General features: G+C 44.3%; 13 protein-coding genes. 8 read left to right on the top strand and 5 right to left on the bottom strand.

Annotation, left to right across the window (positions count from 1 at the left end; genetic code table 11):
- Nucleotides 1–11: 11 nt before the first annotated feature.
- From ACWYU8_RS07450 to ACWYU8_RS07440, 3 genes are all read right to left on the bottom strand, one after another.
- Nucleotides 12–1,229 (bottom strand): LysR family transcriptional regulator, encoded by a 1,218-nt coding sequence (locus tag ACWYU8_RS07450; protein ID WP_457518492.1) that lies wholly within the window; start codon nt 1,227–1,229, stop codon nt 12–14.
- Nucleotides 1,230–1,627: 398 nt separating this feature from the next.
- Nucleotides 1,628–2,071: a type II 3-dehydroquinate dehydratase gene (gene aroQ / locus ACWYU8_RS07445; RefSeq protein ID WP_457518490.1), complete on the bottom strand. Its 444-nt coding sequence runs from the start codon at nt 2,069–2,071 to the stop codon at nt 1,628–1,630.
- Nucleotides 2,072–2,086: 15 nt separating this feature from the next.
- Nucleotides 2,087–2,923 (bottom strand): shikimate dehydrogenase family protein, encoded by an 837-nt coding sequence (locus ACWYU8_RS07440; RefSeq protein WP_457518488.1) that lies wholly within the window; start codon nt 2,921–2,923, stop codon nt 2,087–2,089.
- Nucleotides 2,924–3,173: 250 nt separating this feature from the next.
- Between ACWYU8_RS07440 and ACWYU8_RS07435 the strand changes: the two genes are divergently transcribed.
- The 6 genes from ACWYU8_RS07435 to ACWYU8_RS07410 are packed head-to-tail and all read left to right on the top strand — an operon-like array spanning nt 3,174 to nt 8,018.
- Nucleotides 3,174–4,184, top strand: coding sequence for an amidohydrolase family protein (locus ACWYU8_RS07435; protein WP_024372799.1), 1,011 nt, complete (start codon nt 3,174–3,176; stop codon nt 4,182–4,184).
- Between the two features lie 11 nt (nt 4,185–4,195).
- The gene (locus ACWYU8_RS07430; RefSeq protein ID WP_457518485.1) at nt 4,196–4,873 is read left to right on the top strand and encodes a 4-carboxy-4-hydroxy-2-oxoadipate aldolase/oxaloacetate decarboxylase; all 678 of its coding nucleotides are present in this window, start codon (nt 4,196–4,198) and stop codon (nt 4,871–4,873) included.
- Nucleotides 4,866–5,924: a 4-oxalomesaconate tautomerase gene (locus ACWYU8_RS07425; protein ID WP_457518484.1), complete on the top strand. Its 1,059-nt coding sequence runs from the start codon at nt 4,866–4,868 to the stop codon at nt 5,922–5,924. The genes ACWYU8_RS07430 and ACWYU8_RS07425 overlap by 8 nt, the downstream gene beginning before the upstream one ends.
- Nucleotides 5,925–5,942: 18 nt before the next feature.
- Nucleotides 5,943–6,821 (top strand): amidohydrolase family protein, encoded by an 879-nt coding sequence (locus ACWYU8_RS07420; protein WP_457518482.1) that lies wholly within the window; start codon nt 5,943–5,945, stop codon nt 6,819–6,821.
- A 1-nt stretch (nt 6,822) separates the two neighbouring features.
- Nucleotides 6,823–7,176 (top strand): protocatechuate 4,5-dioxygenase subunit alpha, encoded by a 354-nt coding sequence (locus tag ACWYU8_RS07415; RefSeq protein ID WP_014233887.1) that lies wholly within the window; start codon nt 6,823–6,825, stop codon nt 7,174–7,176.
- 2 nt (nt 7,177–7,178) lie between these two features.
- Nucleotides 7,179–8,018: a class III extradiol dioxygenase family protein gene (locus tag ACWYU8_RS07410; RefSeq protein ID WP_457518480.1), complete on the top strand. Its 840-nt coding sequence runs from the start codon at nt 7,179–7,181 to the stop codon at nt 8,016–8,018.
- A gap of 483 nt (nt 8,019–8,501) precedes the next feature.
- Here ACWYU8_RS07410 and ACWYU8_RS07405 read toward each other — a convergent pair whose 3' ends face one another.
- Nucleotides 8,502–9,137 (bottom strand): hypothetical protein, encoded by a 636-nt coding sequence (locus ACWYU8_RS07405; protein ID WP_457518478.1) that lies wholly within the window; start codon nt 9,135–9,137, stop codon nt 8,502–8,504.
- A gap of 421 nt (nt 9,138–9,558) precedes the next feature.
- Here ACWYU8_RS07405 and ACWYU8_RS07400 point away from each other — a divergent pair, with 421 nt between their 5' ends.
- Nucleotides 9,559–11,364: a S8 family serine peptidase gene (locus ACWYU8_RS07400; RefSeq protein WP_457518477.1), complete on the top strand. Its 1,806-nt coding sequence runs from the start codon at nt 9,559–9,561 to the stop codon at nt 11,362–11,364.
- A gap of 113 nt (nt 11,365–11,477) precedes the next feature.
- Here ACWYU8_RS07400 and pobA read toward each other — a convergent pair whose 3' ends face one another.
- A complete protein-coding gene (gene pobA / locus ACWYU8_RS07395; protein ID WP_457518475.1) occupies nt 11,478–12,698 on the bottom strand; it encodes a 4-hydroxybenzoate 3-monooxygenase in 1,221 nt (406 codons plus the stop codon).
- A gap of 152 nt (nt 12,699–12,850) precedes the next feature.
- On the opposite strand from pobA, the gene ACWYU8_RS07390 reads away from it, so the two are divergent.
- A complete protein-coding gene (locus tag ACWYU8_RS07390; protein ID WP_457518473.1) occupies nt 12,851–13,732 on the top strand; it encodes a helix-turn-helix domain-containing protein in 882 nt (293 codons plus the stop codon).
- Nucleotides 13,733–13,738 lie beyond the last annotated feature (6 nt).

The following is a 13,738-nucleotide window of genomic DNA, read 5'->3' as shown; positions in this document are numbered from 1 at the left end:
CATTGCCTAAATTAGCCTGACATTTTCAAGCCATTCTTACGTAGGAGCGATACGAAATGCGTTTGTACCGCAGTTGCATACCAGTTCTTGCGCATAGTCAGTCCTATTGGTCGAGATTGCTGGCCGCAGTCAAACGGCAATATTGTAAAGTGGCCTTCGTCCAGCTCGCGTTGAATTTGATGCTGTGAAAGGACAGATAGGCGATCACTTCCCAGAATTAACTCTTTCACCAGCATTTGCGAGCTCGCTTCTACCAAACGAGCAGGAGGTTGCAATCCGCCATTAATAAAAATGTCTTCAAACATTTTACGTCCAGGCGTATTGGCGCTGGACACTACCCAACTTGCGGCATGTAAATCCTGCAGAGTGAGGGTGTCCTTTTTTGACAGTGGATGATCATGACGCGCAAATACTTTGTTTTCTGATTCAAACAAGGTTTCCTGACGAATATCGGTACTAGGAATAGGGAATCTTAATGCACCTATCAGAACATCGATTTCACCGTACTTAAGGTGATTGAGCAAGTCGGAATAGGGGCCATCGATAACCTGAATCCGGCAATCTGGATAGCTTTGGCTGAACTCATTAATCGTAATGGGTAATAAACAGGTACGGGCTAGCGGCAGACAACCGACAGTGATAACACTGTTATGTCGGTCGCTCAGGGCATCGATTTCCTCGATTCCTTGCTTAATTTCAACAAATGCAAGCTTGCAAGCTTTGACTAGCGCAGTGCCTGCTTTACTCACTACAATACCGTTACTTATTTTTTCGAATAAGATGACATCTAAGATCTCTTCAAGATCCTTAGATGCCCGGTAAACAGACGATTGGGAAACTTCTAACAATCGACTGGCTTCGGTGAAGCCCTGTCCATCTGACACAGCGACTAACGCTTTAAGATGTGTCGACGTCATATTGTATAAGAATCGATGAACATTGCTTTTGCGCTGGCCCTTGGCAATTTTAAGTGTCTCTGCAATGCCATGCTCTAAGTGTTCTAAAGCCCTGTCGATACGAAAAGCAAACGCTTTGCCTTGTTCAGTCGGAGTCATACCTTCGCTTGTTCGTTCAAAAAGTTCGCTGTGAATGCTCTTTTCAAACTTTGAAATTGCTTGTGTGATGGCTGGCTGTGAGAGAAATACGGTCTCTGATGCCTTACTGATGCTTCCTGTCTTTACAACTTCAGAAATGGCGCGCAAGTGACGAATATTTGGGATGCTAAACATAAGACCGCCTGTAAAATGAGAAAGGTAAGTCTCGGTGTCGGATACGAAATCCAGATGGCTGTTCATACTTTACGAAGCAAGCATTCTCGAAGACAAATCAACACCGACTTTTCACTTATTTAGACATGTTTATGCGTAATGCTAAACGGTTAGGTGACATTTTTGTTTGTGAATTGTGACCTCAATCTCTTATTTTAAGTTGTATACAGCAGAGCGTTCTTATTTTTTATTTAATGCTGTTGTTCTATAAAATTCATCTTAATTTATTGTTTTATATAATCTAAATGTAATATCACCTAGGTTTGGAACTTGCTCATTATCTAAAAATTGAATGGGTCTTTCACGCCATAAATGTCTTATTTATTATCGGTAACCAGGATTAAAACCGCGTGATGAGGTTATTCTTCTAGCAAGTATTTAATCGCCAGTTGGTAACCTTTCGTACCCATTCCAATGATGGTACCCACGGCTACCGGAGAAATATAGGAATGATGACGGAACGATTCACGGGCGTGTACGTTGGTAATATGTACTTCAACGACAGGAACGCCAACACCTGCGATCGCATCGTGAAGGGCAATCGAGGTGTGGGTGTATGCGCCAGGGTTGAAAATAACGCCCGCAAGTTGGCCATCTTTGTAGTCAGTGCCCGCTCGATGAATGGCATTAATCAATTCGCCTTCGATATTAGTTTGCAGGCATTCGACTTCATAACCGAACTTGGAAGCGAGTTTTTTGCAGCGCTCTTCCACATCCGTAAGCGTGTCATGACCGTATTTTTCTGGCTCACGAGAGCCCAATAAATTTAAGTTTGGACCATTTAATAACAGTAATTTAGGCATGATAGAAACCTTGACTTAGCACAGATGAGCAAAATGCGATTTACGGAACTCCGCCAGCTCGGCAGAACTCGGTTTGGTATCAGTGAACAGAGAAAATGCGTCGATAGCTTGATAGAAAAACAACTCAAAGCCACTGATAATAGCGACGTGTTTTTGCTTTGCAGCCAGCAGGAATTGTGTCTCGACTGGTGTATAAACGGCGTCAAAAACCCAATCTTGAGAGCCAATCCAGCTTTCTGGAACCGGCGTTCCCGGCATAGAGTAGTGCCCAACAGGCGTACAGTTTACAAGACCATTTGCCAGTTTGACATAAGATTCCAGTGACTCACTATTGGCTATCGTAACCTGTAACTCTTCATTAACCAGTTGATTCGCGAGTTCTTGAGCTTTCTTCTCATCCGTATCAAATAGAACCAGTTCTGAAGCCGCTAAATCGACTAACGACATCGCAACCGCTTTACCTACACCTCCGCACCCAACTAACACGACTCGCCCTGGTGTTTGTTCGCGCGAACTTCGGTATGCCTGAATAAACCCTGAGTAGTCGGTGTTGTATGCGATAATTTCATCGCCTTTTTTTACTAGTGTATTCGCGGCCTGAACCCGTTGTGCTGACCTGTCGAGTTTATTCGCTATCTCAATGGCGATTTCTTTAAATGGATAGGTGATATTTGCGGATTGAATTTCAGAATTGAACAACGATGTTGCCTGAGATTTAAACTCCTCGCTATCCCCGCTATCAATACTATTTAATTGATAGCTAAAGTTAAGATTTAATTTCTTGGCAAGCTCGTTGTGTAAATAAGGTGATTTTGACTGAGTTATATTTTTACCAAATAGGCGGCATTGCATAGTAATTACTCCATCAATAAATGATGAGGCAAGGCTAGCATACGTCATTTTTCTAAAGATAATTATATTTTTCTAACACCTATTCATTTTTGTTGAATCGTTGTATTTATTGGGTTTTAAGTCGATTTGTTAACGTTAGAAGTAATATTTCTATCTCAAAAACTTATACCTTAAAAATAAATTGAAATAGTCGAGGTGTTCTCTAGATCGTTATAGTAGCTCAAACAAAACAACAGAAGGAATTGATGAGATGATAATCGATTGCCACGGCCACTATACCACTACACCACCGCAAGTTGGTGACTACAGAGAGAGCCAAAAAGCAGCGGTAGCAAAAGATCCAAAATACGTTGGAGACAAAGGTACAATCAGTATTTCCGATGATGAAATTCGTGAAAGTATTGAAAACAATCAGCTGCGTCTGCAAAAAGAGCGTGGCACCGATTTGACTATCTTTTCTCCTCGTGCGAGCTGGATGGGACACCACATTGGAAACGAGCATACCAGCCGTTTCTGGACAGAACATCAGAATGATTTGATTCGTCGTGTGTGTGACCTATTTCCTAACAACTTTGCGCCTGTTGCTCAACTTCCTCAGTCTCCGGGTGTGACGCCTTCCAAATCAGTACCTGAATTAGTTCGCTGTGTAGAAGAAATGGACTTCATCGGCTGTAACTTAAACCCGGATACCACGGGCGGTTTCTGGAAGGATGCATCTTTAGGTGACCGAGCGTTCTACCCACTTTACGAAAAAATGGTTGAACTGGACGTTCCAGCGATGATTCACGTATCTGCGGCATGTAACTCTTGTTTCCATACCACGTCTTCACATTACTTAGGTGCGGATACCACGGCATTCCAACAGCTTCTGATGTCGGATGTATTTAAAGACTTCCCTGAGCTGAAAATCATTATTCCTCACGGTGGTGGTGCTGTTCCTTACCATTGGGGACGCTTCCGCGGTATTGCACAAGACATGGGTCTTCCGCCTTTAGAAGAATCCGTACTGAAGAATATCTACTTTGATACTTGTGTTTACCATCAGAAAGGCATTGACCTACTGCTGGACATTCTTCCTGCGGAAAACATCCTGTTTGCGTCTGAGATGATTGGTGCGGTGCGTGGTGTAGACCCGGAAACAGGTCACTACTTTGATGATACCAAGCGTTATATCGATGCAAGCGATAAGGTCAACGACGAAGAGAAAGCACTTATTTTTGAAGGCAACGCTCGTCGTGTATTCAGCCGTCTGAAGGCATAAGGATTAATATTATGCAAAACAATGTTGTAGTTCAGAATATTCAGCGTGCAGACAAAGACGTGATTGAAGGTCTGCGCAAATGTGGCGTTGCTACTATCCATGAAGCTCAAGGTCGTCGCGGCCTGCTGGCACACTACATGCGACCAATTTTCCAATGTGATGCGGTTGCTGGTTCTGCGTTGACCATTTCTGGCGCAGCGGGTGACAACTGGATGATGCACGTAGCGATTGAGCAAGCTCAGGACGGTGATTTCCTAGTCTTCGCTCCAACTTCTCCATCAAACCACGGTTTCTTTGGTGACTTACTGGCTACGTCAGCGCAAGCGCGCGGTGTGGTTGGCTTAATCATTGAAGGCGGCGTTCGCGATACGAGAGATTTGCGCGAAATGAACTTCCCGGTTTGGTCAAAAGCCATTTTCAGTGAAGGCACTATTAAAGAAACATTGGGTTCAGTGAACGTTCCAATGACCTGTGCAGATGAAATCGTCTACCCGGGCGATGTGATGGTCGCTGACGAAGACGGTGTTGTGGTTGTTCGTCGCGACGAAGCAAAACAAGTACTTGAGGCTGCACTGGACCGCATTGAGAGAGAAGAGGCGAAACGTGTTCGCTTAGCAAACGGCGAACTTGGCCTGGACATCTATAATATGCGTGAGCGTTTAGCAGAAAAAGGGCTCAAATATGTCTAACCAAGCCCCTTGTATGTGGATGAGAGCGGGTACTTCAAAAGGCGCATACTTTCTTAAAAGTGACCTGCCTTCAGACCAGTCTTGTCTGGAGAGCTTTCTTCTTGCAGTAATGGGCTCGCCTGACGAGCGACAAATTGATGGGATTGGCGGTGCTGATCCCCTGACATCTAAAGTTGCGATTGCCTCGCCATCTGAGCGTGATGGCGTGGATGTAGATTACCTGTTCTTACAAGTGTTTGTGGATCAACCATTGATCAGCACTAAGCAAAACTGCGGCAATATCTTAGCGGGTGTGGCGCCATTTGCGATAGAGCGAGGCATCGTCGAAGCCCAAGAAAAGCAAACGACGGTAAGAATCTACATGGAGAACACCGATCAGATCGTGACAGTGACTGTCAATACGCCGAATCGACAAGTGACCTATGAAGGTGACTGTGAAATTGATGGCGTCCCTGGTAGCGCAGCGCCGATTGCGGTCACGTTCGAAGATACCGCTGGTTCAACCTGTGGCGCACTGCTGCCGAGTGGTAATGCAGTTGATGTGATTGATGGTGTTGAAGTGACTTTAATTGATAACGGTATGCCTGTTGTCGTCATCAATGCACGAGATCTTGGTATTTCGGGCGATGAAAGTCGCGATCAATTAGACAATAACGCTGAACTGAAACAAAAATTGGAATCGATTCGGCTACAAGCCGGACCGCTGATGAATCTCGGAGATGTCTCTCAATTATCGGTCCCTAAAATGACGTTAGTTAGCAAAGCTCAATACGGCGGCGCTATCTCTACTCGCACCTTTATCCCTCACCGTTGCCATGCGTCGATAGGCGTATTAGGTGCCGTGAGTGTTGCGAGTGCGTGCATTTTACCTGGTTCGCCTGCACAAAAATTGGCATCAATCGAGCAAAGTGAAACTTTAGCGGTAGACGTTGAACACCCGATAGGCAAAATGAGCGTAGTGTTGGATGTAAAAAACAACCAAGTCCAAGCTGCAGCAATTTTGCGTACAGCTCGTAAGTTGTTCGACGGAATCGTGTACACAAATAAATAGAAAATAGAAGGACTGACCATGGACAAGGATTATCTGCCTTTTCACCCTAATCCAAGCAAACCCGAGTTTAAGGTGCCGGAAGGTGCTGTGGATAGCCATTGCCACGTATTTGGCCCGGCTATCAAGTTTCCTTACTCGCCAAAACGTAAGTACACGCCGTGCGATGCCTCTAAAGAGCAGTTATTTGCCCTGAGAGATTACCTCGGCTTCAGCCGTAACGTTATCGTACAAGCGTCTTGTCACGGCACAGATAATGCTGCTTTGGTTGATGCGCTGAATACTGCTGGCAATTTAGCTCGTGGTATCGCCTTTGTTGATGAAACCGTTACCGACGAAGAACTGCAACTGATGGACAAAGCCGGTGTCCGTGGTGTGCGTTTTAATTTTGTAAAACGCCTTGTTGATACTGCACCAAAAGAAACGCTAAAGCTTATCGCAGAGAAAATTCGCCCTTTGGGTTGGCATGTTGTCGTTTACTTTGAAGCTCAGGATATCGACGAAATTGTGCCTTTCCTTAATGAACTTGATATGACCGTTGTTATCGACCATATGGGCCGCCCTGATGTCTCTAAAGGCGTCTACAGCGAAGAGTTTGAGAAGTTCATTAACATGATGGAGAGTAACCCGAAAATCTGGACCAAAGTGAGCTGTCCAGAACGCCTGACGCTTACTCCTCCTGACTATTCAGATGTGGTTCCTTTCGCTCGCGAGTTAGTTGAACGCTTTCCTGACCGAGTTCTGTGGGGCACCGACTGGCCGCATCCAAACATGAAATCCCACACGCCTGACGATGGTCACCTGGTTGATGTGATTCCTAAAATTGCACCATCGGAAGAACTGCAACAAGCACTGCTTGTAACTAACCCGATGAAACTTTACTGGCCGGAGGAAGTTTAATATGTCTTATCTTGATAACAAGTCCTCAATTGAAGGCACTGTGCTGTTTGACGGTGAAATGGCTCGTAAAGGTTACGGTCTGAACAAGATGTGCTTTTCTCTCAACACGGCTGCGGCTCGCGAAGAGTTTCAGCGTGATGAAATGGCTTATTGCGATAAGTTTGGCCTGACGGAAGAGCAGAAAGTAGCAATTCAAAATCGTGATGTGCTTGGCTTACTAAAGCTAGGTGGAAGTATTTACTATTTGGCTAAGTTTGCGGGCATGCTTGGTCTGAATATGCAAGATATTGGTGCAATTCAAACTGGCAAAACGGTTGAAGAATTTAAGCAAATGTTAGTCGACGCGGGGAAATAATCATGGCAAAAATTATAGGTGGTATCGGTACTTCACATATCCCTGCTATCGGCAAAGCGATAGAAAATAATCAACAACAGGAACCGTACTGGAAGCCGTTGTTTGATGCGTATCCTCCGATTCTTAAATGGTTAGGGGAAGAAAAACCAGACGTTGCGATTTTGTTTTACAACGACCATGGTCTGGAATTCTTCATCGATAAGAAGCCGACCTTTGCTATTGGTGTCGCAGATAGTTATGAGAACGCCGACGAAGGTTGGGGCATTCAAACCATTCCCGATGTGAAAGGGTCTCCAGACTTAGCGTGGCATATTTGTAACCATCTGGTTGAAAATGAATTCGACATCACGATTTGTCAGGAAATGAAAGTCGACCACGGTCTGACGGTTCCTATGCAGCTTTTATGGCCAAATTACTCGTACAACAATGTTCAGGTTATTCCTGTTTGTATCAACTGCGAACAGCATCCAATGCCTTCTCCAAAGCGTTGTTTCGACCTGGGTAAACAGATTGCTGCGGCAGTTGAGAGCTTCGATCAGGATCTTAAAGTGGTTGTACTTGGCACTGGTGGCCTTTCACACCAACTTGACGGTGAACGCGCAGGGTTTATCAACAAAGAATTCGATCTTTACTGTATGGATAAGCTAGTGTCTGAACCTGAATGTCTGACCAAACTTTCCGTCCTTGATCTTATCAAAGAGGGCGGTGCTCAAGGCCCTGAACTGAACATGTGGCTTGGTATGCGCGGAACACTGCAGGGTGAGCTAAATGTTTTACAAAGCAGCTACCATGCACCAATCTCGAACACTGGCTCCGGCACTATGTTGATTGAGTCAAAATAGTCGTCATACGACTTGTTCATTCTCTCCCTGTTAAGCGGTCCAGATGGGCCGCTTTGTTTTTTGTTATTCCCAGATTTTGTAATTCTTTGTCTTATCCAACCAGCTGAGTCTTCCGATGACTGCTTCGGCTTAACACTAGATGCCTATTGACAGGCAGAAGGCTCATATGTGTAAGCTTTACATATAATTGATCGCTCTAACTTTCTTCTACATGCTTGGCTCTATAAGCTGAGTTACAACCTATAAAGAAGAAACCATTAGTAACTACTAGAACTAAGCCAGAGGTAGCAGGAAGGTTCGAGCCCAGTATCAATGAAAGAATATAATATTGCGCACAGGCAGCCATAATACAAAGTGCTAATGGGCGAAATAACATCACACCTATGGACAACTTACCCTCGGATAAAAGATACAATGAAAAAAGTACGTGTGAAAAATGAATTGTAGCCAGAGAAAAAACAATTATTAGTACAATAATTAACATTATAAATCATCCGCTTTTAGCAAGCCTCTCCGCAGTAGCTCCTTCTGCGCATCTTTTGCGTTTGAATTAGTTTGGTATGCGATAACACTTACCATTACAACTAAAATAGCCGAAACTCGTGATGCTGCCTGTTTGGTTAACCCCAATTTGACTCCACCTTGAGCGACGGGAGATGTCGTAACCGCCTTTTTTAGCTGGCTTAAAGCCTTTTGTGAAGCATCGGGAAGTCCTTTCTCAGATGCAGAGAACAAAAATGACGCAACACCAGCAACGGTTAATGGAACTGTAATATCTATTCCAACCACTTTCAGTATGTCATTCACTTCTTTGTTGGTATCAAAGAATTCTCTCAGCTCATTATCCGAGAGTGACCATGAAAACCAATAAGAATTAGCAACAACCTGCGATACTAATGCGTATAATGATGCTTTGAGCTGACCATCACTTAAATCTAGTATTTGCTTTAAAATCAATGATTGCTTGTTTTTGGGTAGTTGTCTGTATAGTACAATTCCAGTCATTATCGGAATTGCATTGGCTTGCTTTTTCAAACGAGGCTCGTATTTCTCCATTCCAATTAACCTAGCGTAATATTTTACTGGATCGGAACCTATTTGAGTTTTGTGGACTTTCATAAACCCTCCTATTTAACGTATATGGGAAGTGATACGCTGTTATAAGTCGGCATACAAATGCACCTAACATATTTTCGTACGATTTCACGAGAGGATGCAATTTACTGAATCAGCAATTACTTAGAGCGTAAGTCTGAGATTGCTAATATGTTGGGCTAAGGAATGACATGAATTCCCCCTCTCGAGGATCGACCACACTTATATGTGGTACATATTTGCACGGAGCTGGACGGTTCCATCATCCTAACTACATTGTAGAGTAATTGATCTAACTAGAAAGCTAACCATTTAAGGTTATAAATCTCAAATTTAATGGTTTCTTAGTTTATTTATAACGTTATCTCCTACTACTCTTAAAAAGGAGCTTAGCCGGATAGCTAATTACCACCGGAAAAGCTAAATCTAGTTCGGAGCAATTACGATGAAACAAATTTTAGTTACTCTGCTACTCTCGCTGGCAGCTTTGATTGGCGTTACACCTGTCACGATGGCAGCGTCTCCTTCCGGAGGATATATTGTCGTTCTTCATGACCATATCGATAACCCGGCGGCTGCAGCCAAAGAGATCTCTCGCCAGGTCGGCGGCAATGTCGGTTTTATCTATCAGCACGCCCTGAAAGGATTTTCTATCACAGTACCGCCCCAGGCAGTTGCGGCTATGGAGAGAAACCCTAAGGTCAAATATGTGGCCACAGATGATATACGCTATATTTCGGCTCAGACAGCTCCCACAGGTATCCAGCGAATTTTCGCTGATACGAATACCAACATTGGTATTGATAGTAACGATGATTATCGGGTGGATGTGGATGTTGCTGTTATTGATACCGGCATCGACTTTGAGCACCCGGATCTGAATGTCGTTGGAGGCGTTAATTGTGCAACAGGAGGACCGTTTAGCACGACATGTGATAGTGGTGGGGATGATGAACATTATCATGGCACTCATGTCGCCGGAACCATTGCAGCGCTGGATAACGGTATTGGTGTGGTTGGGGTTGCCCCCGGAGCCCGTTTGTGGGCCGTTAAAGTCTTAAACTCCAGAGGCAGCGGTTATGCCTCATGGATCGTTGCCGGCATTGACTGGATAGCGGCTAACGGAAATATCGAAGTGGCTAATATGAGTCTGGGTGGTTCTGGTTTCAACCAGGCTGAATACGACGCCATTCAAGGAGCAGTTAATGCTGGTGTCGCTTTTGCTGTTGCGGCAGGCAATAATAACGCTGATGCGAATAATTATAGCCCCGCGGCATTCAATAACGTGTTAACAGTAAGTGCCCTTGCAGACTTTGATGGTATGTCTGGAGGTCTTGGCCCTATTACCTGCCGCCCAGATCAAGATGACACTCTGGCTGATTTCAGTAACTGGGGTAGTGCCGTTGATATTGCAGCTCCGGGCGTCTGTATTCTATCTACCTATCCACTGGAGCAGGGAGAGTACGGCACAATTAGTGGTACATCCATGGCTTCTCCACATGTGGCTGGAGCTCTGGCGCTATTGGCGAGCACGAATCCACCTTCAAATGCAGAAGGTGTGTATGATTTATATAATAACGTAGTATATGCAGGTAATTTTGGTTGGTTCGATGATTCGGGTGACGGAATTCTAGAACCACTACTGGATGTTAGTGGCTTTTCTGCAACTCTAGCTCCAGTTGAGCAAGCCTCTAATCAAGCACCTACTGCAGGATTTACATATTCGATTGATAGTGATGATGCTAGTGGGCTAACCGTTAACTTTACTGACGCCTCTGATGATAGCGATGGTAGTATCGCAAGCTGGTCATGGGATTTTGGAGACACCACTTCAGATACGGACACGTCTGGTAGTTCAGGCCCTGTAAGTTATACCTATCCTGTCTATGGTACCTACACCGTTACGTTAGTGGTAACTGATGACGGTGAAGTAACAGATACCTATTCAGATTACATTACTCTTCAAGACCCTAACGCTGGTGATGGATCAGGCTATGGTATTGAGCTCACCGTCACAACTAGCAAAGTTAGAGGGACCATGAATGCTTCTCTAAATTGGCATTGGCTAGACAACGGTACTCCTGTAACAGTAGACATATATCGAGATGGTAATTTGTTGCACCAGTCTGCTGATATTACTTTTACGGATGACTCCCTAGGTAAAGGTGGTGGTACCTTCTCGTATCAGGTATGTGAGGCTGGAAGTACACTTGATGCTGATTGTTCTAATATTGTGACAGCTGAGTTTTAGCCACAGATAATTGTAATAATAAGTATCCCCTTCAGCATATAGTGCGCCCTGATTAATCCAAATAAGGATACCGAAGTATCCTTATTTGATGGGGTATTACATGTTAGTGGGGATTATTTGGACGGTTTTATTTCTTCATAAGGTAAACCTACGTACTGCTCGGCGATCATCGTTTTGCCTGATTCACTATGCAGACAGTAATCCAACTCTGATGTCATCAAGTGACTAAAAATAGCGCCATCGGTGTTGTTTACACTGAGCTCGTCAAAGTCATGCAGCATGTTGGTCATCCACCATGAGAAACGCTCACCGTGCCATACTCGGCGTAAGCAAATATCCGAATATTGTTTGATGCACTCCATATCATCATTTTTGTACACTTGAGTCATGATCTTGTACAACGTCGCCACGTCAGAAGCGGCCAGGTTGAGTCCTTTTGCGCCCGTCGGCGGTACAATGTGTGCTGAATCGCCCACCAGGAACAGTCGGCCGTATTGCATCGGTTCACACACAAATGAACGCAGTGGTGCAATACTTTTTTCGATACTAGGCCCGGTTACTAAGTTTTTGCTCGCTTCGGCAGGCAGGCGTTTTTTCAGTTCATCCCAAAACTTATCGTCGCTCCAGTCTTCAACTTTATCTGTTGCAGGAACCTGTAGGTAGTAACGTGAGCGTGTCGATGAACGTTGGCTCGCAAGTGCAAAGCCTCTAGGGTGTTTACAGTAAATCAATTCGTCATCCACTGGCGGAGTGTCACTTAGTAATCCAAGCCAGCCGAACGGATAAACACGCTCATACTCTTTACGGATGGTGTCAGGAATTGTTGGTCGTGATACGCCGTGGAAACCGTCACAACCGGCGATAAAGTCACATTGCAACTCATAAAGGGTCCCTTCGTGCTCAAATCTGACCGCAGGGTTAGAAGAATCAGGAGCGACAATGTCGGTAACCGGCGCGTCATAATAGCTTGTTAGGCCAGCAGTTCTTCTTGCTTCCATTAAATCGCGGGTGATTTCGGTTTGTCCATAACAAGTCACGACTTTACCGCCAGTGCGTTCCTTGAGGTTGATTCTTGTACTTTCGCCGTCAACACTGATTTGAAAACCGTCATGGATATGACCTTCTTTATCCAAACGAGCGTTACATCCCGCTTCTCTGATGAGGTCAACAAAACCTTGCTCAAGGATGCCCGCGCGTATTCTGGAGAGAACATGATCTGCAGTAGAACGTTCTACGATGACATTGTCGATCCCTTGTTTTGCAAGCAGTTGACCAAGTAATAGGCCTGAAGGACCAGAGCCAATAATTGCAACTTGTGTTTTGATAACTTCCATTTTAAGCACTCCGCTAGTTTTGTTCCTTGTGTTTCTATTTTGTTAATAAAGTGTGATTTCCTCCATTCACATACAGAGCAATTTCTTGTACTTTTAGGTCATGGTGTGATGTGTGTTTGATGATTGGTTAAGTAATGAGAGCGATATCTGATGTGCCAAAGTTCTTCCTGTACGGAGAACAGAGCGACAGCAATAATTCTGAGTTTGTCCATGTAGAAACCATTGCTGCTCGCAGTGAAACGAGAGGGTGGCGTATTAAACCTCATAGTCACGGCAAGCTTTTTCAACTTCTTTTACTTAACAAGGGTCATGCAGATATTTCTTTAGATAACAATAAAATATTTGTAGATAGAGCTTCTGTGGTCGCGATTCCTACCGGGGTTGTGCACGGATTTGTTTTTTCTCCTAATACGGAGGGATATGTTGTGAGCATCGCGGAACCGATGATCCACCAATCGGCACAATCATATGCCGAAAATGTATTTGATACCGTTCTGGATAAACCGAGAGTGCTTTCATTTACAGAGAAAGATAAGGCTCTTACTCAACTGCACGAGTATTGTAATTTATTGTCATCTGAGCTGAATGCACATGATGTGGGAATGAGGCAAGCTTCCGAGTGGCTGGCAAAGATGATTTTGTTGATTCTGTTTCGGGCGATAAAGCAACAAGAAGCAGGAACCAAAGTCGGTAACTCATTAAATAGTCACTATTTTCAGTTCCAAAAATTATTAGAGAATAACTATCGTAGCCACTGGACGGTCGCTCAATATGCAGAAGCGCTACAAACGTCGGTGTCGACGTTAAATCGCGTATGTCGCAAAACAAAAGGGGTAGCTGCAAAAGCGATTATTGCGGAGAGACTGTTTGTTGAAGCGAAGCGAAGCCTTTTGTATACCCAGTTGCATGTTGATCAAATTGCTTACAACTTGGGTTTTGAAGACCCGGCGTATTTTTCTCGCTTTTTTAAAAATAAATCTGGGCTGAGCCCGACTTCTTTCAGACAGCTCAACCCGTTTGACACGGAATATTAGTGAAGG

This window comes from Vibrio limimangrovi (assembly GCF_054064025.1).
The sequence above is the reverse complement of the archived record's forward strand: the minus strand, read 5'-3'. Positions and strand labels throughout refer to the sequence as shown.